This is a genomic window from Serratia sp. 2C06 (assembly GCF_050037615.1).
Taxonomy (GTDB): domain Bacteria; phylum Pseudomonadota; class Gammaproteobacteria; order Enterobacterales; family Enterobacteriaceae; genus Serratia; species Serratia ureilytica.
This window is the reverse complement of record NZ_CP188299.1, coordinates 1,437,549-1,458,314: the sequence shown is the minus strand read 5'-3', so window position 1 is coordinate 1,458,314 and position 20,766 is coordinate 1,437,549. Positions and strand designations below refer to the sequence as shown.

Annotated in this window: 16 protein-coding genes; 2 read left to right on the top strand and 14 right to left on the bottom strand. The window is 60.9% G+C overall.

Going from position 1 to position 20,766, the window contains the following annotated elements; all coding sequences use genetic code 11:
- Positions 1 to 27: 27 nt before the first annotated feature.
- Positions 28 to 573, bottom strand: coding sequence for a fimbrial protein (locus ACP3TA_RS07270; RefSeq protein ID WP_033641596.1), 546 nt, complete (start codon positions 571 to 573; stop codon positions 28 to 30).
- A gap of 85 nt (positions 574 to 658) precedes the next feature.
- Positions 659 to 1,219, bottom strand: coding sequence for a fimbrial protein (locus tag ACP3TA_RS07265; RefSeq protein ID WP_033641595.1), 561 nt, complete (start codon positions 1,217 to 1,219; stop codon positions 659 to 661).
- Positions 1,220 to 1,633: 414 nt separating this feature from the next.
- Here ACP3TA_RS07265 and ACP3TA_RS07260 point away from each other — a divergent pair, with 414 nt between their 5' ends.
- The gene (locus tag ACP3TA_RS07260) at positions 1,634 to 2,389 is read left to right on the top strand and encodes a winged helix-turn-helix domain-containing protein (RefSeq protein ID WP_033641594.1); all 756 of its coding nucleotides are present in this window, start codon (positions 1,634 to 1,636) and stop codon (positions 2,387 to 2,389) included.
- A 67-nt stretch (positions 2,390 to 2,456) separates the two neighbouring features.
- On the opposite strand, the gene ACP3TA_RS07255 is transcribed toward ACP3TA_RS07260, so the two are convergent.
- From ACP3TA_RS07255 to fes, 11 genes are all read right to left on the bottom strand, one after another.
- A complete protein-coding gene (locus ACP3TA_RS07255) occupies positions 2,457 to 2,948 on the bottom strand; it encodes a hypothetical protein (RefSeq protein WP_046688087.1) in 492 nt (163 codons plus the stop codon).
- On the bottom strand, positions 2,929 to 3,663 hold the full coding sequence (locus ACP3TA_RS07250) for a winged helix-turn-helix domain-containing protein (protein WP_332105416.1): 735 nt from the start codon (positions 3,661 to 3,663) through the stop codon (positions 2,929 to 2,931). The genes ACP3TA_RS07255 and ACP3TA_RS07250 overlap by 20 nt, the downstream gene beginning before the upstream one ends.
- A gap of 326 nt (positions 3,664 to 3,989) precedes the next feature.
- Positions 3,990 to 4,610: a DUF2238 domain-containing protein gene (locus tag ACP3TA_RS07245; RefSeq protein ID WP_050594393.1), complete on the bottom strand. Its 621-nt coding sequence runs from the start codon at positions 4,608 to 4,610 to the stop codon at positions 3,990 to 3,992.
- 121 nt (positions 4,611 to 4,731) lie between these two features.
- Entirely contained in the window at positions 4,732 to 5,796 is a 1,065-nt protein-coding gene (locus ACP3TA_RS07240; RefSeq protein WP_089195375.1) for a YncE family protein, read from the bottom strand.
- Positions 5,797 to 5,857: 61 nt separating this feature from the next.
- Complete coding sequence (locus ACP3TA_RS07235) at positions 5,858 to 6,718, bottom strand: isochorismatase (protein WP_046898181.1); 861 nt, start codon at positions 6,716 to 6,718, stop codon at positions 5,858 to 5,860.
- 3 nt (positions 6,719 to 6,721) lie between these two features.
- Positions 6,722 to 8,350: a (2,3-dihydroxybenzoyl)adenylate synthase gene (locus ACP3TA_RS07230; protein ID WP_089197596.1), complete on the bottom strand. Its 1,629-nt coding sequence runs from the start codon at positions 8,348 to 8,350 to the stop codon at positions 6,722 to 6,724.
- A 7-nt stretch (positions 8,351 to 8,357) separates the two neighbouring features.
- Positions 8,358 to 9,563, bottom strand: coding sequence for an isochorismate synthase (locus tag ACP3TA_RS07225; protein ID WP_046688082.1), 1,206 nt, complete (start codon positions 9,561 to 9,563; stop codon positions 8,358 to 8,360).
- Between the two features lie 212 nt (positions 9,564 to 9,775).
- Positions 9,776 to 11,032, bottom strand: coding sequence for an enterobactin transporter EntS (entS, locus tag ACP3TA_RS07220; RefSeq protein ID WP_206196399.1), 1,257 nt, complete (start codon positions 11,030 to 11,032; stop codon positions 9,776 to 9,778).
- 176 nt (positions 11,033 to 11,208) lie between these two features.
- Entirely contained in the window at positions 11,209 to 15,153 is a 3,945-nt protein-coding gene (locus tag ACP3TA_RS07215; protein WP_206196400.1) for an amino acid adenylation domain-containing protein, read from the bottom strand.
- 32 nt (positions 15,154 to 15,185) lie between these two features.
- A complete protein-coding gene (locus ACP3TA_RS07210; protein WP_033644173.1) occupies positions 15,186 to 15,392 on the bottom strand; it encodes an MbtH family protein in 207 nt (68 codons plus the stop codon).
- Positions 15,367 to 16,746 carry an enterochelin esterase gene (gene fes / locus ACP3TA_RS07205; RefSeq protein ID WP_089195372.1) on the bottom strand — a complete coding sequence of 460 codons (1,380 nt, stop codon included), beginning with the start codon at positions 16,744 to 16,746 and terminating at the stop codon, positions 15,367 to 15,369. The genes ACP3TA_RS07210 and fes overlap by 26 nt, the downstream gene beginning before the upstream one ends.
- 282 nt (positions 16,747 to 17,028) lie before the next feature.
- On the opposite strand from fes, the gene ACP3TA_RS07200 reads away from it, so the two are divergent.
- A complete protein-coding gene (locus ACP3TA_RS07200) occupies positions 17,029 to 19,311 on the top strand; it encodes a TonB-dependent siderophore receptor (RefSeq protein ID WP_206196401.1) in 2,283 nt (760 codons plus the stop codon).
- A 220-nt stretch (positions 19,312 to 19,531) separates the two neighbouring features.
- Here ACP3TA_RS07200 and ACP3TA_RS07195 read toward each other — a convergent pair whose 3' ends face one another.
- Positions 19,532 to 20,764 carry a YncE family protein gene (locus ACP3TA_RS07195; RefSeq protein ID WP_206196402.1) on the bottom strand — a complete coding sequence of 411 codons (1,233 nt, stop codon included), beginning with the start codon at positions 20,762 to 20,764 and terminating at the stop codon, positions 19,532 to 19,534.
- Positions 20,765 to 20,766 lie beyond the last annotated feature (2 nt).

Genomic DNA, 20,766 nt, shown 5'->3' with positions numbered 1-20,766 from the left:
CTCCGCCAACCTTTAACTTATTTATAATCAGTAGTAATTCAATTTAAATCGAATAGCGGTTCTATAATCCCCGGCACGTAACACTTGGCGATTAGCTACCAGTTGCATGGAATAATTTAAGTAGCTCTCATTGATGATGGTACCGCCTATTGGCATAGCTAAACCTGGGTAAATCACATTACCGAGGCTATCTGAAATACGTAATGCAATTCCTTTTGCCTCCCCCGTCACCCCAAAGAATTCACTATCGACTCGACCATCAAACGTCATTTGAAAATGCTGGCGGCCTGGTTGCACTTTGTCCATGTCTGCCAAACTGCAATTTAAAAGCCGCAGACTGAATGGCTTAGTCAAGCCATGGCCGTCCCGGGCAATTTGTTCTATCGGTAATGTTTGCATATCAATCGTTTGATCACGGCTTGCCGATTCAATGGCACAGGCGGCATTAACAATAGCGCCTTCCATATTGACTCTTCCCCAGCCAATAACCGCCGCCGCTGCCGGCATCGTCTGAGCTATAAAAAGCATGGCCAATAGGGAAGGCGCCACTCTATTTTTTTCAACGGGAGCCATATGCGTTGTCCATTATAATTAAGATTCCATACTGGGAAAAAGCATGCGGGATATCCCGCATGCCGGCATTAATGGAGTAAAACGATTACTGGTAGCTCAGCGCGAAGTTAACCACGCTGGTGAATGCACCAGGAATGATGGTATCCAGAGTGCCGCCGTTCCCTTTCAGGAAGGCTTTGAATGCCAGTTCGGCACCAGTATCACCAATTTCGATCTTCTGCCCGGTGGTCGCTGTGCCCAGCTCTACAACGGCGTTAGAATTAAGGGTATCGGTAATAACAATGCTCGCACCTTTGGCGGTGCTGCCGCTGCCCAGGGCAATCATCTTCTTATCGGTACCGGCGGAACCACCGGCCTCACCGGTAAAGGTCGTCTTGACGGTTTGTGCCGTAGCATTAGTGCAGTCTTCCAACTTAATGCTGAATGGTTCTTTGACTTCAGACTCGCGGCCGTCTTTCAGGCTCAGGTTGGAAATCTGACCCAGTGGAACGGTTTGATCGATGTTGCCCGGTGCAATAGAGCATGGCGCATCAATGATTTCACCCGTGAAAGTGACAGTACCGCTACCCTGATTTGCCGCCTGCGCCATCATGGAAGAAGCACCAAAGGCCAATACCGCTGCAATCATAATTTTATTCAGTTTCATAGAAGTCCCTTACATTCCTTAGTAAGAAGTGGAGTAAATTAAATTCTTAAGTCACGCATGCAATGCAGCAGCTTTATTCCTGAGCGTTGTATCCGTGGCTAATACGCTGCGTTTCCGCGTTCCGTATCAGTGGGAACAAATTTACACTCCCCGAGCTTTTTTGAAACGTTATGTCGAAAAAAGACAAAAACACAGGATTATTATCGATAAAATAATAATTAAATAGATTTTAAACCCAAAAAATAGAAGTTAATTATCACTATTTATATAAAAAAACTTGTAAGCAGATAAACATTTCATGTCAATTATACGGATAGAGAGAAAAATCCTATTTACACACAGAGTGAAGGATTGAAAAAAGCCGCATCAGGTCTCAGAATAATCCCTCGACAGGAAAGTTGATGGGTAAATGAAATGATTTTTATCATAAATGAAGACATCCTCTTTAATGAGGATGAGGGCACGCTGTCGCATGTCGATAATGCCAGTAATAAAATAGCGTTACTTAAACCGACCAGCAGATTGCTTTCGTTGTTTATTCGCAATAATGATAAGCTGCTGCTGCGAGAGAGGTTGCTTAATGACGTCTGGGTTGAACATGGGCTCAAAGCCTCCAATAACAACCTGAATAATTACGTTTCCGGCCTGCGTAAGTCATTGGCGCAGTTCGGCGTGGAAGATATTATTGTTACCTATCCCCGTCAGGGGTTTAAATTTAGCGCCGCAAGCATTCAGCTGATGGATATAAATACCGATGAAGTTAATAATAATGATTATAGCGAAACCGAAATAGCTTCAACGCCGCCACCGGTTGCACGAACGCCGAACTTTCGTCGCTCTGTTCAGCGCTTAATTATGATTATGGCCGCTTGTTTAGTGCCGTTTGCCGCGATTGTGCTTTACCAAAACAGCACGCGCATCAGCGTTTATCCGTTGGGCAATGAGCAAAATTGCCAAATTTACACCATGCGATTAGGCAGCGGTGAGTTGGCAAACATTAAGCGAGAGATACGGCAAGCCGGCTTCAACTGCCAATACCGGGCGGATATCTATTACTATGACAACATTCGCAATGAGGGCGCAGAAAAGGACGAACAGTGGTTGACCTATTGCCCGCGGGCGAGCAATAGCCCCTGCATTAACAATTACATCAATAATAAACAACCATAACATTGCGCCATTTATCCCCAGGGCCAACGAAAAACAATCCCCCGGCGTTGCCGGGGACATTCTCCGCTCAGGAAGCCGTGGTGCACACGAACAGCGGCGCATGGTTACCACTGAACAGATAGTGACGCTCATCAACTTTTTCAATTCGCCAATGGATCAATGGCGCCGACATAGGCAAACGGCGGTTAAGCGCTTCATTATCCAAATTGTCTTGCGACTTTCTGACCGCTTCCTTACGGCGCAGCGTGTAATTACTCCCCTGCCGCTGATAGTCCATGATCATTGCCCGCTCGATGGTATAACGCGTATCGCCGTCAAAAAAGCTGCCGCTCAGCAACAGGGTCACGCTCCGCGCGCCCTCAGGCACGACGCTGACCAGCAACACGCGCTGCATCAATTGGTCAGGCAACTGATCGGTTGAACGCAGTACCGCACGGCACTCCGGGATTTGCGGTTTGAAAAACAAGAAATAGGCGGAAACGCCGCAGCCTGCGATCGCCATCGCGCCTAACAGCGCGTAACGGTAGCGCCAGAGGCGCTTACTTAACCCGGCTTTCATAATAGTTCTCGCATTGCACTTTGCCCGCGGCCATTTCCGCCTGTGGGCAATAGAAGTAATAAGAAGCCCGGGCTCGCCCAACGGCCCCCGACAACACCGATCCGCTATCGTAGTACAGCAGCGTCGCCGGTTCCGTACACCGAACCGACTTATCTTGCGCCAACATATTTTTCAAATGCGCCAGATCGGCCTCACCGGGTCCCACCTTATGGTAAGAAGCCACAAACTTCACCTCACAGCTGCCGATGTTGCCTACGCTTACCGTGCTGATCGGCGCATAGCCGGCGTCCTGCCAGGCCCACAGGCCGCTCCCCGCCGCCAGCAGCAGCAACGCGGCTAGTCCGAGGCGCTTAAATCGCAACGTTAGCAGCGGCCTGGTCGGCAAGGCGTTTTCTGCCGCCGCCGGGATCGGCATCTCCGGCAAACTCTCCGCCAGGCTGTCCGTCGTTTTCAACGAAGCGGCGGTAAACATGAATCCCTGACGCGGCAACGTGACGATAATGTCGTCCTCGCCCAGGGCGGCGAACATCTTGCGCAGGATGGAAATGGTGTTATTGAGGTTATTGCCGGAGGCCACCTGGCCGTGCGCTTCCCATACTTGCGTCAGCAGGGTATCGCGGGAGAGCACCAGGTTATTGTTTCTGACCAACGCGGACAGCAGGCGGTTCAGGGTGGCGGTGAGCGGTTGAGGCGGCAGCTCAGCGTTGAGATCCACCAACTCTGATCTATCCTCATGATATTTAATCTTATTATTAATTACGTATCTCATTGTTCCCCGCTCAAAAAACTAATTAATAATAATTAGCCCTTGTTAAACATGAGAATAGTAGCACACGGCATGAGTTAAGAAAATTCCTAGAAAAACGCATAAAAAGCTAAATAAACATAAATATAGGAAATAACATTGCGCTGTCTCACAGGGCGCCAAACATTTAACTGATGATTGTCGATTTTTATCATGTCGATATTAAAAATGCCGCCCGGCAAATACCGGGCGGCACGAGAAATATCCATTTTCACCAGGCTCAACCGCCGCCGGGCTTACGCCTTTAAACGCCGCAGTTGCCGATCCTGCCAGCCACCGAACAGCCATTGACCGGCTATCGCGCCAAGCAAGGCGCAGAACATGTCGGACTGCGTGTCCCACGGGTCGCCCTGGGTGCCGAGAAACTCATCGGCGCCCTGGCCCAGCGCCAGCGCCGCCCACCACTCGATAAGCTCATACACCGCGCTGATCGCCAGCGCGATACAGCACACCACGAAGCCCAGCATTTTGCGGCCCCGCACATAACCGCCGCGCAGCAGGATCTCGCGCGCCGCCAGCGCCGGCACCAGCCCCTGGAAGAAATGCCCCAGTTTGTCGTACGGGTTGCGGCCAAGATCCAGCCACTGCTGCACCTCAAACCCCAGCGGCACGCGGGCATAGCTGTACATGCCACCGAAAATCAGGATCAGCGCGTGGAAGAAAATCAGCGTATAGAGCAGCGGCGTCAGCGGATAACGGCGATGGGTCAGCCACAGCAGCGGCAAAACAATCAATACCGGCGCCACTTCCATCAGCCAGGTGGCGCGATCGTAAGGGCTGATGCCGCTGTGGATCAGCGCGGCCAGCAGCAACAGGGTAATAACGGACAACAACAACGGCGTGCGTGAGACGGGCATAACCAACGTTCCTTCGGGTCAATAGGGCAATCCCCTCTTTATACCGCAGATCGCACGGCGAAAAAAAACAGGCGGAGCGTCGCCGCTTCGCCTGTTCGAGGGGTGCTTACCCTGCTCGGGATTACTTCAGCGCTACGCGGATCACGTCGTCCGGCGCGGTCGCTTCTTTCTCGCGGCTGGAAGCCTGCTTGACGCTGACGTACAGCGTCTGGCCGTCCGGCGACAGCGCCAGGCTGTTCGGGTGGGTCGGCGTCTTGATGGTGTTCAGCACCTTGTAGCTCTTGGCGTCAATCACGCTCACTTCGCCCGCCTGGCGGTGGGTGACGTAGACTTCATTGCGCGCCGGGTTGAACAGCACCGCCAGCGATTCCGGCACGTCGATCTTGCTCAGGATGTTGCCGTTGCGGGTATCCACCACCAGCACCTGCGGCTGCTTGGAATCGGTGATAAAGGCGCGATGGGTGGCAGTATCCAGGCTGAGGTTCAGGAAGAAGTGCTCTTTGGACGCATCCAGCTTCTTGCGCGACAGCACCTTGTTGCTCTGGGTATCGATGGTCACCAGCTCGCCGTCGGCGTTGGTGACGTACAGGCGCTTGGCGGCGGCGTCCAGCGCCAGGCCGGTGCCGTATTTGCCGGTGTCGGCCACGGTGGCGCGCAGGGTCAGATCCTTGCCGTCCACCACCCACACCACGCTGGATTCACCCAGCCCGGTGATATACAGGGTATCGCTGTCGGCATCCGCCACCAGCTCGCGCGGCGCCAGCGGCTTGACGGTCTCGGAGCGCTGGCGCGCGTCCAGCACCAGGCGGCCTTTCACGTCACCGGTCTTGGCGTCGATGGCGGTCACCGAGTTATTGACGGTGTTGCCGAAGAACAGCGTGCCGGTCTTGGCGTTGATGGCGGCGCCAAACGGCTTGATGTCGTTATGAATAATCTGGGTCACGTCCAGCGTGGTCGGATCCAGGCGGTAGACGATGCCGCCCTTATCCAGCTTGCGGCTCTGCGACGTCGCCAGGTAAAGCGCGTTCTCGCTCGGGCTGTAGGCCATTTCATAGGCGCCCTTGCCAACCGGCTTGCGCAGCACTTCCGGCGCGGTCTGCGCCAGCAACGAGTTGGAGAACAGCAGCGTGGACAGCAGCATCAGCGGAAATGCCGCCCGTTTTCCCTTGGTGATCAAAGCATTCATCAAAATCTCCTTATAGAGCTAACGGGGCGACCGCGCGGCCGCCCTCTTTTCATTATTAAAATCAGGCTTTCTCTTCGGAAAGCAGCGCCCACCAGCTGTCGATGGTCGGGTTGCGCGCCAGCGCGATAAAGTCGATATCGCCGCGGATCTTGCGCCAGCGGGTCGCCAGCTCCATGATGCGCACCGAATCCAGACCGTAATCGATCAGGTTTTCATCGTTGCCCATCTCTTCGCTGTCTTCGTCCAGCAGCGGCAGGATTTGCTGACGCAACGCGTCGATGCTGGCGATGCCGGCCGCCGGCAGCAGAGACGCGGTGGTCACCACCCGGCCGCAGCGGCCGGCGGTGTAGCGCAGCGCCATCAGGTGTTCGTCACGCGAGAAGTCCGCCAGGCCGTCGGCCACCATGAAAGGCTGGATGTTGCGCATGAAGGCGTCGATGGCGGTGGTCAGGCAGCCGATGTGCGCATACACGCCGCAGATGATCAGCTGATCGCGGCCGGACTCCTGCAGGATCTCCTGCAGCGGTGAGCGGTGGAAAGCGCTGTAGCGCCATTTCACCAGCACCGTGTCGTCTTCGTCCGGCGCCAGCGCGGCGGTCACCGCCTGCTGCTCGGGGTGTTTGTTCAGGCCCGGCCCCCACATGTCGTTCAACAGCGCGCGATCTTCATCGCTCTGCTGGTTCGGCTGCGCGGTATAGAACACCGGAATGCCCTGCTGTTTGCAGTAGCGACGCAGATTGGCGATGTTCTCCACCACCTGTTTAATCAGCGCGCTGTCTTCGCCCCAGAAATTGAGGAAATACTGCTGCATGTCGTGGATCAGCAGCGCGGCGCGCTGCGGTTCTACCTGCCAGGTGACTTTATTTTGCGGCAGTTCGTCCGCCGTCGGCAGCGCGTAATCATTAAGTTTTGGAATGGCCATCAATTAATCTCCCTGAGCCTGAGTCTGTAGTTGCGCGTCGAGCTGCTCGCGCAGCCGTTTTTTGTCCACTTTGCCGACCGGGGTCAGCGGCAGGCTGTCCACCTGAATAAAGCGATCCGGCAGTTTGAAGTCCGCCACGCCCTGTTCGCGCAGGTGGCGACGCAGCACCACCGGCTTCAGCGGCGCGTTGGCGATGATATAGGCGCAGCTCTTCTCCCCCATCAGCGCGTCCGGCATCGACACCAGCGCGGCGTTGATCACGTCCGAATGACGCAGCAGCAGGTTCTCGATCTCCTCGGCGGCGATCTTCTCTCCGCCTCGGTTGATCTGGTCTTTCTGCCGCCCCTGCACGGTGATGTAACCGTCTTCGCTAATGCTGATCAGATCGCCGGAGCAGTAGAAACCGTCGGCGTCGAAGGCGTCGGCGTTGTGCGCCGGGCTCTGGTAGTAACCGCGAAAGGTGTAAGGCCCGCGCGTCATCAACCGCCCGATCTCACCCGCCGGCAACGGATTGCCGTCGTCGTCCGCCACCCACACTTCGTCGTCCGGCGACATCGGCCGCCCTTGCGTCGTCAGGATGTGGCGTTCGTCGTCGTCCAGCCGGGTGTAGTTCACCAGCCCTTCCGCCATGCCGAACACCTGCTGCAGTTGGCAGCCGATTTCGTTCTGAATGCGCGCCGCCAGCGTTTCGCCCAGCTTGGCGCCGCCCACCTGCAGCAGTTTCAGGCTGGCGAGCTGGGCATTGCCGCCCCACTCTTCGATCGCCTGCAGCCACAGCGTGACCGCCGGCGGCACCAGCGCCGTCACGTTGATTTGATGCTGTTCGATCAGGCGGAAGCACTGCGCGGCGTCCGGATCGGCGGCGAACACCACCAGCCCAGCGCCATAAAACACGCCCAGCACGCCCGGCGAACTCATCGGGTAGTTGTGCGCTACCGGCAGCGCGCACAGATAGCGGGTCTGCGCGTCGAAACGGCATATCTCCACGCTGCGGCGAATGCTGTAGTAGTAATCGTTGTGGGTGCGCGGGATCAGCTTCGGCGTGCCGGTGCTGCCGCCGGAAAGCTGGAAGAACGCCACCCGATCGGCCGCGGAAGGCTGCGCGACAAAGCCGTCGCTCGCTTCTTCCAACCAGGCGGCCAGCGCCAGCTCGCCCTCGGGCTGACTGCGCAGCGCCACGGCACGCAGCGAAGGATGCGCATCGCGGAAGGCGCTCAGGAATTGATCGTCGGCAAACAGCGCGTGCCGGCGATCGGCGATCAGCAGCGCCGGTTTGATCTGCTCGGCATAGGCGTTCAGCTCGCTGCGCTGATGGCTGAACAGCGCGTTGACCGGCGCCACGCCAATTTTCAGCAGCGCGAAGAACACGATATAAAATTCCGCCACGTTGCCCAGCTGCACCAGCGCGGTGTCGCCGGATTTCACGCCGCGGCGCAGCAAAGCGGCCGCCAGGCGATCGGAGCGCTGCTGCAGCTCGCGGTAGGTCAGGCTGCCCTGGGCGTCGATAATCGCCGGAGCGTCGTTGTTGGCCTGGCGGTCGAGGATCTCGGTCAGCGGCTTGTCAATCCAGTAGCCGCGCTCGCGATAGCGGCTGGCGAACTCCGCCGGCCAGGGGGTAAAGGCAATGCTCATCTTGTCGTTATCCTTGATTCATACCAAAGGCACGCAGAATGGTGCTGAGTTTGGTACCTGTTTCATGCCATTCAGATTCGGGTGAAGAGTCTTCCACAATGCCGGCGCCGGCGAACAGCCGTACCCGGTTGCCGTCAACGGTGCCACAGCGGATAGTCACAACCCACTCGCCGTTGCCTTCGTCGTCGCACCAGCCGACGATGCCGCCGAACAGGCCGCGATCGAACGGCTCCAGCTTGCCGATCAGGGCGTGCGCCTCGGCCGTCGGCATGCCGCACAGCGCCGGCGTCGGGTGCAACAGGCAGGCCAGCGACAGGGCGTTTTCGTCCGGAGACGCCGCCTCGCCGTCGATCGGCGTGGAGAGATGCCACAGCGTGGTGGTGGTCAGCAGTTCAGGGGTGTGCGGCACGTTCAGGTAGCGGCAGCGGCCGGCCAGCACGTCGCGCATGCTTTCGGTGACGATGCGGTGCTCGTGGCGATCTTTCGCCGAGGCCATCAGCCGCTCCCCCACTTCGCGATCGCGCTGCGGATCGGCCTCGCGCCGGGCGGAACCGGCCAGCGGGTTGGAATAGAAACGGCCGCCGTCCTGACGCAGCAGCAGCTCTGGGCTGGCGCCCAACAGTGCGCCCTGCTCCAGCGGCACATGGAAGTGAAAACCGTGCGGGTTCTGGGCGATCACGCGCGCCATCAGCGCATGGCGATCCACCGGCTGGCGCGTTTCGATCTCCAGCAGGCGCGACAAAACCACTTTATCCAGCTCACCGGCCTTCATCGCGGCAACGGCGTCGCTGACCATGTTCATGAACGTCTGCTGCGGCGGCAGCTCCGTCACCCCGGCCAGTTCAGGGCCGTTCGCCGAAGGCCGAACGCCGGCCATAAAGGCGGCGCGGTCGAACCAGCGGCTCTGCTGGGGAACAAACAGCGCCGAAGGCTGCCGGGTATCGAACGGAATGGCGCCACACAGCAGCGGCTTTTTGATGCCGGCCTGACGGGCCTCGGCAAACGCCTGCCGCACGCGGCGCTGGAACTCGCCGTTCAGATCTGCGCCGTCCGCGGCCGGCAGGCGAATGCGGCTGAAACAACCGGTGGTGGTCAAGCTGCGGTAAGGGGAGGTAAAGAAGAAGCCCGACGCCGGAGAAAAATCAGCGGCGAACCGGTGTTCTTCGCGCTCCTGCATTTCCTTTCGATTGATGTCGTTCACGGCAGTAACCATCGCTTCGCCCTCAAGAATTTGAAGTGATAACCAATATAATAATGATTATCATTTGAGTTGATTCCGCGCTAAATTACTCGCCGATATTTGCTATGTCAATAAACGTAAGCACTTCTTTCATTTCGAAATCATGACATAAACGCTGTGGGTTTTACGCATGCCGATGATAAGCATTGCTATTTGATCCCACAGCGTTGTTTTAACGCGTTCGACTACTTTTCTGTGGCGGGCTGCGGCTCCGGTTTGTGCAGCGTAACCTGGCGCAAACCGGTCATGGCGAACAGCAACAGGATGCCGAGCAGCGCCGCGCCGAAGCCGAAACCGCTGGCGCTCATTGCCGGCAGCATAAAGGCGCCCATCGCCCCCAGCAGCAACGCGCCCAGCGCATCGCCCACCACGTTCTGCGCCGTCCACAGGCCGTTGATGCGGCCAAGGAAATTGTCCGGCGTCAGGCCCTGGATCAGGCCGTATTGCAGCAGCGAGTTCAGCGCGCTCAGGTAGCCGAACGCCACCAGGCACAGCAACGCCAGGCTGTACCACGGCATCAGGCCGAACAGGCCAATAGAGGCGAAAGCCGCGATCGCCGTCAGCAGCATCACCCAACCGGGGCGCGCCACGTGCGCCACGCGCCCGCTGGTGAACGCACCAATAGTCGCGCCGAGCGGCACGGCGGCGTACATATAACCGAGGTGGGCTGCGTCGATGCGCCAGCTTTCCACCATCGCCGGGTACAGCACGCGCACCGCGCTGGCCATGGTCAGCAACGCGCCGATCAGCGCCACCATGCCGATCACCTTGTTCTGGAACAGGAAGGCGAAACCGCCCGCCAGCGCGCGCAGCGGATGTTCCCGCGGCTGCGGCGGCGGCATCAGCTGCGGCAGGCTCAGCAGCGGCAGCAACGTCAGCAGGGTGCCGAACGCCGCCAGGCCGTAGTTCCAGGCGATGCCCATATGGGCGATCACCAGGCCGCCGATGGCCGGGGAAAGAATCGAGCCGAAGCGCACCGTCAGCATGCTGATGGCGCCCGCCTGCACGATGTTTTCGCGGCCCACCAGCGCCGGCGTGGCCGCCAGCAGCGCCGTCACCCCCACGGCGCCGAAGAAACCGTCCCACACCGCCAGCAGATAAATGGCCGCCAGCGAAGGTGACGGCAACAGGGCGTTGAGGCACAGGCCGACGAACCCGATGCCGCAAGTGGAGCGCGCGAACAGGATCAGCCGGCGCCGCTCATAGCGATCGGCCAATACGCCGCCCATCAGCAGCCCGGCGAACATGCCGCCGCCGGCCAGCGTCACCGCCAACCCGACCTGCAGGGTGGAACCGGTCAGCGCCTGGATCTGCACCGGGATGGCGATCGCCATCAGCCCCAGCGCCACAATGGAGATGAAACGCGCGCAGAATACCGCGCGAAAGGCCCGGTGGGTTTTCAGCAGGCTAAAATCAAGCAGGATGGAGGGTTTGCTACTCATCGGTTGTTCACCACATCTTTAAACGGGGATTCTGCAGTTGCGGAGCGCTATGCTAGCACAGATAACGAAATCAATAATGATAATAGAAATCATTGATATTCAATTGTGAGCGGACGCAAGAAACGCCGCCAAACGCGGGGCAATCCCCGTGCCTGGCGGCGAGATGACGGGCGTTATTACAGCGTGCGCAAAATCCGGTTCAGCAGCGGCCCCAGCACTTTGAACGACGCCGGCGAAACGATATCGACATGCGCGCAGTCGAGTTCGTGCGCCTGCAGCGCATCGACGTACTGCGACCAGGTCTGCTGCACGTCCATCCCTGCCTGCAACGTGCGTTTGGCGACGAACAGCGTCGCCTGGCCGTGGAAGCGGGCGGTCCGCGTGTGCGACAGCAACCGCACCGAATCGGCGTAGTTGGCTTCGATGTTGTCGAACATCAGGGTGCGCGTCTCGCCCAGCGCCGGATCGAGCGTATCCTGCGACACCGCCAGGAACTGTTCGCGCTCGCGCTGCACTTCCTTCAACACGTTGTCGTCCAGCATTACGTCCCAGTTTTGGGTCTCCGGCGGATAGGTATCCAGCAGGCCGAGGAACGCCACCTGCTCGCCGCGCGCCTGCAGCCGGGCGGCGATGCCCTGGGCCAGCGTGCCGCCCAGCGAGTAGCCGATGAAGTGGTACGGCCCGTGCGGCTGCACCTGCAGCACCGTCTGCAGGTGCGCCTCCACCACCTGGTCCATGTCTTCGCTCAGCGCCAGCGGGCCGTCCGGCCGCGGCGACTGAATGCCGACCAGCGACCAGTGCTGATCGAGATAGCGCGGCAATACGCTGAACTGCCAGGAGAAACCGGACGCCGGATGCAGACAGAACAGCGTCGGCCCCTCGGTGACGCGCAGCGGCAATACGCTGTCGAAGCCACTGCGATCGGCCTCTTCCTGCGTGCGATCTTCCGCCAGCAAGGCGGCCAGTTGCTCGACGCGCGACGCCACCATCACCTGGCCGACGGACACCGCCTTGCCCAGATCGCGGCGCAGCTCGGCCGCCAGACGCATCGCCAGCAGCGAATGGCCGCCCAGCGCGAAGAAATCGTCGTCGGCGAACACCTGCTCGCGCTGCAGCAGGCGGGCAAATACCGCGGCGATCTCGCTTTCCAACCCGGCCTGCGGCGGACGCCCTGCCTTGCGCTCACCGCCCTGCGGCTGCGGCAGAGCCTTGCGATCCAGCTTGCCGTTGGCGCTCAGCGGCAAATCGCGCATTTCCACCAACGCCACCGGCACCATGTGCGGCGGCAGGCGGTCGGCCAGCGCCGCGCGCAGGGCTTCCGCATCCCAGCTCGCGCCAGGCTGCATCACCAGATAACCCACCAGCTGGCGCGCATCGCCGCCGGCGTCCACCGGCGTGCCCTGCAGCACCAGCGCGTGCGTCACCGCCTGGCGCACGCCCGGCAGCGACAGCAGGGCGTGGTCGATTTCACTCAGCTCGATACGCTGCCCGCGGATCTTCAGCTGATCGTCGCTGCGGCCCAAATATTCCACCGCGCCGTCCGGCAGCCAGCGCGCCACGTCGCCGGTGCGGTACATGCGCCCCCCCTCACCGAACGGATCGGCGACAAAGCGGCTGGCGGTCAGATCCGGCCGGCCAAGGTAGCCGTGCGCCAACTGGACGCCGGTCAGATACAGATCGCCCGCCACGCCCGGCGGCACCGGCCGCAGACGCGCGTCCAGAATGCGCAGCCCGGTGTTCCACACCGGCAGGCCAATCGGCACGTTGGCGCCGGTCACCTTCGCCAGCGCCTCGCCGTAGGCCGGATGCCAGGTCACGTCCACCGCCGCTTCGGTCGGGCCGTAGAGGTTGTGCAGCGGCACCGCCGTGCGGCTTTGCCACAGGCGGCACAGCTCCGCCGGCAGCGCTTCGCCGCTGCAGAACACCTGGCGCAGCGCGGCGCAGCTCGCCACCGCCGCGTCGTCGTCCAGGGCGGCAACGAAAGCCGCCAGCATCGACGGTACGAAGTGCATCGTGGTAATGCGGTGTTGAGCGATCAGCTGTTGCAGCTGCTGCGGATCGCGGTGCGCCTCCGGCGGCGCCATCACCAGCCGGGCGCCGACCATCAATGGCCAGAAGAATTCCCACACCGAGACATCGAAACTGCACGGCGTTTTCTGCAGCACCGCGTCGTCCGCCCCCAGCGGATACTGGTGTTGCATCCACAGCAGGCGGTTGACGATCGCCTGATGGCCGACCAGCACGCCTTTCGGGCGCCCGGTGGAGCCGGAGGTAAAGATGATATAGGCCGCATGGTCCGGCGTCGGGCCCGCGATCGCCACCCCGGCGGCGTGATCGGCCGCCAGCGGCGCGTCATACAGCAACATGTCGCCCTTGTCGGCGAAACGCGCCTGCTGCGCCGGGTGAGTGATGATCAAGCGGGGCGCGGCGTCTTCCAGCATCATCGCCAGCCGCTCGTCCGGATAACCGGTGTCCAGCGGCAGGTAGGCGGCGCCCGCTTCGACGATCGCCATCAACGCCAGCGACAGGAACACCGAACGCGGCAGCGCCACCGCCACGATGTCGCCCGGCCGCACGCCCTGCGCCACCAGCTCGCGCGCCAGCGCCGTAACCTGCTCGCGCGTTTCGCGGTAGGTGAAATTGAAATGCGCATCCGCCAGCGCCGGCGCGTCCGGCGTGGTTTGCGCCTGCTGCGCCAGCAATTGGCTCAGCGTGGTCGCCGGCACCGCATGCGCCGTGTCGTTGACCCGCGCCAGCAGCGCGTGATCGTCTGCGGTCAGCATATCGGCTTCGCCGATCGGCAACGTTGCCTGCGCGGCGAACTGCGCCAGCAGCAGCGGCAACCGTTGCAGGTGCGCCTGCAGCTCCTGGCGGCTGTAACGTTCGGCATTGGCCAGCAGCTCCACCTTCAATTGGTGGTGTTCATCGATAAACAGCGCAATCTCCAGATCGCGCACCGGCCCGGAGGCCAGATCGTGGGTAATGCCCTCGATGCCGGCGAAATCCAGCTGGTAATCGAACATTTTGAAGTTGAAGACCGTGCCGTACAGCGGTTCGCCGTCGCCGATGCGCCCCAGATCGCGCTGCACCTGTTCGGCGTCGTAGCGCTGATGGCGGCGCACCGTTTTCAGCTCGCGGCTGATGCGGGCGGCGGCCTCATACAGCGTGGCCTGCGGCTCGAGATGCATCTCCATCGGCAGCACGTTGATCACCGGGCCGGCGGCGCACAAGGCGGCCGAGCCGGTACGGCGCATGAAGATAAAACCGGCGCTGAAGCTCGGTTGGCCGCTCAGGCGCGACACCCACAGCGCCACCAGCGCCACCGCCATATCGGCGGCGTTCAGCTTCTGCTGCGCGCCACGCTGCACCAGTTCGGCGAAGGCCTGCGGATCGCAGCGCTGTTCCAGCCGGTGGATGCGCGGCGTGGGCGTTTGCCCGGCCAGCGGCTGCGGGCAGATCGTGGCCGGCGGCGGCAGCTGCCGCGCTTTTTCGCGCCAGAAATCGGCGTCGCGTTGCCAGGCCGGCGCCTGCCGGTAAGCCTGGTATTCCGCCACCACGTCGCTGAACGCCGTGAAAGGCGTCGGCTCCAGCGCGTCGCCGCGGCAAAGATGGGTATAAATCGCCGCCACGCGGCGAGCGATGGCGGTGAAGCTGAAACCGTCCACCAACAGATGGTGATAGCGCTGATACCAGAACCAGCGATCGTCCGCCAGGCGCATCACCACATGGCGATACAGCGGTGCGCCGCTGCCGGCGCGCAGATCGCTCGCCAGATCGATGTCCATCAGCGCGCGAGCGGCGGCTTCGGGATCCGGCGACGTCGTCAGATCGACCCGTTCCGGCGCGTGCACCGCCAGCGAGTCATCCAGCCATTGCACCGGCACGCCGTCGCGTTCCGCAAAACGCAGCCGCAGCATGTCCACCTCGCCGAGGCCCTGGGTGATGGCCTGCAGCAGGGGCTCCACGGCGACGGGGCCGTTGAGTTCGATGGCATGCGCCACCGCGTAAGCATTGCGATGCGGGGAGATTTGATCGGCGACCCAAATGCCGGGTTGCGCCGCGACCAGCGGCCATTCGCCCGCAAGCGCCGGGCCGCTGAGAGAGTTAGGGGTGTGTGACACTGCTTATTGCTCCCGTGATTACCAGGCGCCGGTCACGCCTTGCGTGCTGCGACCGGCAGAATATCTTGCCAATGCTGTTCCAGCCACTCGGCGCACTCGGTGCGCGCCGCCGGGCCAAATACGATCGTCCAATCGGGTGGAATGGCGCGGAAATCCGGCCACAAACTGTATTGTTGTTGTACGTTGCGCAGCACCAGGCTGCGCTGCTGTTGATCATCGAACGGATTCAGGCTTTCCATCCTGCGTTCCTTGTGCCGCCGTCGTTACCGATGCCGGATAAGCGGTGGCGAAAGCGGAAGCCCACACCGCCTGCAGCCCGTCGGTCAGGCCGCTGCGCCAGCACAGCGCGTCGTGCCCGCCTTCCACCACCCGGTAGTGCACCCGATGGCCGGCTTCGCTCAGGCGCGCCGCCATTTGCCCGCTGACCTGATGCACCAGCTTTTCCTGCGTACCGGCTTCCATAAATACCTTCAGCGCGCCGTGGTTGCCCAGGCCGTGGCGTTCGACCTGTTGCATCAGCCAGCAGGCGTCGTCGGGAATGCTCGGCAGCTGCAGCATGTCGCGCCGCGGCCACCAATAGGAGCCGGACTGGGTGATCACCGCGCCGAAGCGCTGCGGCCAGCGCAGCCCGGCGTACAGAGAGGCCAGGCCGCCAAAGCTTTGCCCCGCCACCACAGTCTCGGCCGGATTGTCGCTGTGCGGCGCCCATTCGGCCAGTTGCGGCATCAGTTCTTCCTGCACCGCCAGCCAGAAATCGTCCTTGCAGGTCAGCTCACGCGCCCGGTGCGGCAGATCGATGATGTCGATCAGCACATACACCGCTTCCGGCAACGCCCCCTCGCGGGTCAGTTGCATCAACGGCGCCCAGACCGGCATTTGCTTCGCCCAGAACTGGCCGTCGAGCAGGATCGCGAGCGGGCGTTCGGCCGGCTTGCTGTCGCCGGTGGTGTAGACCCAGACATCGCGGCTGTTGCCCAGACGCTCGCTCTGCCAGGTATGGCGCTGCAAACGCGCCGGCAGCGGTGGCGTGCAGCGCCCGCTGGCGATCTCATACTCATCGAACGAGCGCCACACCGGCTGCGGCGGCGCATCCGGCATGTGCAGACCGGAAACGCTGTGGCCGCTGGTGCTTTGCCAGGAGCGATAGGGGTTGAGCAGATCGGGAGTGGCGCAGGCGAACACCTGGTGCCACCAGTGACGCAGGTTGTGCATGTTGGCGTGCGCGTCGTCGTCGCTGAACGCCGGCGGCCGCTCGTCAAAACAAGGAATAAAGCAGTAGCTGCCGCGCCAGGCGCCGTTCAGCTCGGTCTGCCAGTACCATACGTCGGTACCGGCCAAACGCAGCAGGCTTTGCGGCGGATTCGGCTGATGGTGGTCGGTCAGGCAGTTGATGTTGATCCACACCCGGCGGTAGGCGGAAGTCAATTCGCATCCCTGCGGATCGCGCCAGAAAAAGGTGGTTCGCCACCGGCCGTTACCCGCCGGTTCTACCCATGGCGTACCGCGTCGTGCCACCGTCAACCACCACCCTGGACTGCCCGCATTGCTGCTGGCCAATAATCTGCTGCTTTCTGACTCTAGTTCTGTATTCACAACGCCTACCCATTTTGTAGTTGGCGGCACCGGGAACGTCGACTTTTCCCTATCGCCGGCCACCGCCCGAACACACTGTAGGCCAAATACTATTGATAATAATTTGCATTTGCAATAGTGTGTAAGGCTTGGAGATCGTGCTGGTATTGCGCGCAACGGACAGGGATCGGGGATACATCAATGGCATCCCTTGCCGCAGCCGATTTTCTATTCCGACTACACAAAAACTACAACCGCCTTTCCCCCATTCGGCGAGGGAGGGCAGCAAGGTAGGACACTCAAATGAAAAGCAAGCTATCACGTTATTCTTTGGCCACTCTTATCGGCTTGGGATTGGGCGCGTCCGCGTTCGCCAACGCCGCGCAGCAGACCGACACCCCCACCACGGAAGAAAACAGCGGCACAGCGGATAAAAAGCCGCGCGGCGAAGACACCATCGTCGTGACCGCCGCCCGGCAGAACCTGCAGGCGCCGGGGGTATCCACCATCACCGCCGACGAGATCAAGAAACGCCCGCCGGCGCGCGACATCAGCGAACTGATCCGCACCATGCCCGGGGTTAACCTGACCGGCAACTCCACCAGCGGCCAGCGCGGCAACAACCGCCAGATCGATATCCGCGGCATGGGCCCGGAAAATACCCTGATTCTGATCGACGGCAAACCGGCCTCCAGCCGCAACTCGGTGCGTCAGGGCTGGCGCGGCGAACGTGACTCACGCGGCGATACCGCCTGGGTGCCGCCGGAAATGATCGAACGCATCGAAGTGCTGCGCGGCCCGGCTGCGGCGCGCTATGGCAACGGCGCCGCGGGCGGCGTGGTCAACATCATCACCAAGAAGGCCGGCGATGCGCTGCACGGCTCGCTGAACGGCTACTTCAACGTGCCGCAGCACAAGCAGGAAGGCGCCACCAAGCGTACCGATTTCAGCCTGTCCGGCCCGCTGAGCGATTCCCTGAGCTTCCGCCTGTTCGGCGGCTACAGCAAAACGCAGGCCGACGCCTGGGACATTAACGAATCGCACAAATCCGAACGCGTCGGCGCCTACGCCAACAGCGTGCCCGCCGGGCGCGAAGGGGTGGTCGATAAAAACATCGACGCCTTGCTGCACTGGGATTTCGCCCATCTGCAGTCGCTGGAGTTCGAATACGCCTATGGCCGCCAGGGCAACCTGTACGCCGGCGATACTCAGAACACCAACACCAACGCCCTGGTGCAGAGCAACTACGGCAAAGAGACCAACCGCATCTACCGTGAAACCTTCGGCCTGACCCACCGCGGCGCCTGGGACAACGGCGTGAGCACCAACAACTACGTGCAGTTCGAACGCACCCGCAACACCCGTATAAACGAAGGGTTGGCCGGCGGCACCGAAGGCATCTTCGATACCAAGAACACCGGTTTCGGCACCACCAAGCTGGATGACTTCCTGGCGCACAGCGAAGTCAGCGTGCCGTTCGATCTGGGCGTCGCGCAAACCGCTACGCTGGGTACCGAGTGGAGCCAACAACGCATGAAGGACGGCACCTCCACCAGCCAAACGCTGATGGGCGGCACCATTCCCGGCATGACGACCGGTACGCGCAGCCCTTACGCTTCCGCGCATATTTTCTCGCTGTTCGCCGAAGACAACATTGAACTGACCGACACCACCATGCTGACGCCGGGTCTGCGCTACGATCTGCATTCGGAATCCGGCAACAACTGGAGCCCGGCGCTGAACCTGTCGCAGGAACTGGGCGACTACTTCACGCTGAAGATGGGCATCGCGCGTTCCTATAAAGCCCCGACCCTGTTCCAGACCAACGGCAACTATCTGCTGTACAGCAAAGGCCAGGGATGCGCCGGTAGCGATACCAGAAACGGCTGCTACCTGCTCGGCAACGACGATCTGAAGGCGGAAACCAGCGTCAACAAAGAGATCGGGCTGGAGTTCCATAACGACGGCTGGCTGGCCGGCGTGACCTACTTCCGCAACGATTACCACAACAAGATTGAAGCGGGTAACTCCCGCATCGCCACCAGCAGCACCGGCACGGCGGTCTATCAGTGGGAAAACGTGCCGAAGGCGGTGGTGCAAGGGCTGGAAGGCTCGCTGAACGTGCCGGTCAGCGAGACCGTCACCTGGAGCAACAACGCCACCTACATGATCGAGAACAAGAACAAGACCACCGGCGATTACCTGTCGGTGATCCCGAAGTTCACCGTCAACTCGACCCTCAGCTGGCAGGCCACGCAGGATCTGTCGATGCAGTCCACCCTGACCTGGTACGGCCGTCAGAAGCCGAAGAAGTACAACTACCAGGGTAAACCGGCCACCGGCGGCGAAACCCGCGAGGTTAGCCCTTACGCCGTCGTCGGCGCCAGCGCGACCTATGATCTGACCAAAAACGTCAGCCTCACCGCCGGCATCGACAACCTGTTCGATAAACGCCAGTTCCGCGCCGGCAACGCGCAGAACGTCGGCGACCCGAACACCGGTGCGATCAACATCGCCGGTGCGGGCGCGGCCACCTACAACGAACCGGGCCGCACCTACTACATGAGCATCAACACCCACTTCTGATGACATGAACCAACGACAAAGGGGTGCTCTGCACCCCTTGAGGTAAATGACAAAGCGGATGACGTTGCCGGGCTTTCATTAGGCGACAGATAGAAAACAAGGAAAATCAATTCATTGATTTTCGGCTGATAACCACAAAGGAGGAAAAACCACGCTTTTTCCTCCTTTGTCAGCCACGAGAAAGGGCGCCGCGGCGCCCTTTTTTTATCTTTCCATTCAGTTATTTGGTGTGTAGCTGAATGCGCACCACGCTTTCGGGTTTGCCGGCCTTGGTGGCAGCGCCGTCGTTTTTCACCGTTACGAACAGCGCATCGCCTTTCGGATCCAACGCCAGGCTGTTAGGGTGCGGCGGCAGGTCTACGGTTTGCAGGCGCTTGAGGGTCTTGGCGTCGAACACCGTCAGCGTCCCGGCGCCGTGATCCACGCGCACGCCCTTGCGGTTGGCGACATACAGCCGCTGGCTGCGCTCGTCGAGCAGCAGACCGATCGGCACTTCATCCGTCAGTTCGCTGGCCAGCACCTTGCCGCTGTCCGCATCCAGCGCAAACACCCGGTGGCCGCTGCTGCGCTTCACGTAGTCGCGCCCCAGATGATGGTTGCGGTAGTCGTCGCGGTCGATGCCCTGATCGACGCCCAACAGGCGGTTGCTCGCCGGGTCATACACCAGGTTCAGCAACTGATCGGCCTGCACCTCGTGCGTGGCGGCGATCGCCAACGTGTCGGCGTTCAGGGTGATCACCTGCCCCTGCATGTTGGAGACGAACACTCTGCGGCCCTTCTCATCCAGCGTGATGCCCACCGCGTTGTAACCGAAGCCCGGGATCACTTTCTCCAGCTTGCCGGCCTTGGTATCGACCACGTACAGCACGCTGTCGACGCCGAAGCCCAGCCCCGGCAGGAACAGGCGGCCGCTTTGCGCGTCATATTTAATCTCGCGGATGCGGTACAGGTAGTCCTCAGTGATCTTGAACTTCTTCAGCTCCGCCAGCAGGAAATCCAGGCGCTTGCCGCTGATGCCCGCCTGCTTGTAGGCCTGCTCCAGCACCGCTTTATCCAGCAGCTTGATGCTGTCGAGCGCATGGTTGGTGGTGGTGTCCACCACCCCGACTTCGCCGTTGAAGGCCTGCGTCAGGTACAAACGGTTGCCCGCATCGTTCAGCGCCACGCCGAAGCCTTTCACCTTCAGCGGGATCTCCGCCTTGATCGCCAGGGTGTTGGGATCCAGCCGCAGCACGCGGGAGCGCGCCTCTTCCTTCCAGTCCGGCGCGCTGACGAACAGCGCCTGTTGCGAGGTGCTGTAGGCCATCTCCACCACCGTCGACGACAGCGCCTCGCGCTTGATGTCCTGCGGTTTGATGCTGACATCGTCCGCCTGCGCGGCGCCGGCGACCACCAGAGAGGCCGCCACCAGCAGCGACAGTAGCGCGCGCGGGGTTGCTAGGGTTCCAGACATCC

Coding starts and splice junctions, on each gene's coding strand:
- ACP3TA_RS07260 (WP_033641594.1), top strand. CDS start 1,634: ATGATTTTTATCATAAATGAAGACATCCTCTTTAATGAGGATGAGGGC.
- ACP3TA_RS07240 (WP_089195375.1), bottom strand. CDS start 5,796: ATGAATGCTTTGATCACCAAGGGAAAACGGGCGGCATTTCCGCTGATG.
- entS (WP_206196399.1), bottom strand. CDS start 11,032: ATGAGTAGCAAACCCTCCATCCTGCTTGATTTTAGCCTGCTGAAAACC.
- ACP3TA_RS07265 (WP_033641595.1), bottom strand. CDS start 1,219: ATGAAACTGAATAAAATTATGATTGCAGCGGTATTGGCCTTTGGTGCT.
- ACP3TA_RS07235 (WP_046898181.1), bottom strand. CDS start 6,718: ATGGCCATTCCAAAACTTAATGATTACGCGCTGCCGACGGCGGACGAA.
- ACP3TA_RS07200 (WP_206196401.1), top strand. CDS start 17,029: ATGAAAAGCAAGCTATCACGTTATTCTTTGGCCACTCTTATCGGCTTG.
- ACP3TA_RS07245 (WP_050594393.1), bottom strand. CDS start 4,610: ATGCCCGTCTCACGCACGCCGTTGTTGTTGTCCGTTATTACCCTGTTG.
- ACP3TA_RS07210 (WP_033644173.1), bottom strand. CDS start 15,392: ATGGAAAGCCTGAATCCGTTCGATGATCAACAGCAGCGCAGCCTGGTG.
- ACP3TA_RS07230 (WP_089197596.1), bottom strand. CDS start 8,350: ATGAGCATTGCCTTTACCCCCTGGCCGGCGGAGTTCGCCAGCCGCTAT.
- ACP3TA_RS07195 (WP_206196402.1), bottom strand. CDS start 20,764: ATGTCTGGAACCCTAGCAACCCCGCGCGCGCTACTGTCGCTGCTGGTG.
- ACP3TA_RS07225 (WP_046688082.1), bottom strand. CDS start 9,563: ATGGTTACTGCCGTGAACGACATCAATCGAAAGGAAATGCAGGAGCGC.
- ACP3TA_RS07255 (WP_046688087.1), bottom strand. CDS start 2,948: ATGAAAGCCGGGTTAAGTAAGCGCCTCTGGCGCTACCGTTACGCGCTG.
- ACP3TA_RS07270 (WP_033641596.1), bottom strand. CDS start 573: ATGGCTCCCGTTGAAAAAAATAGAGTGGCGCCTTCCCTATTGGCCATG.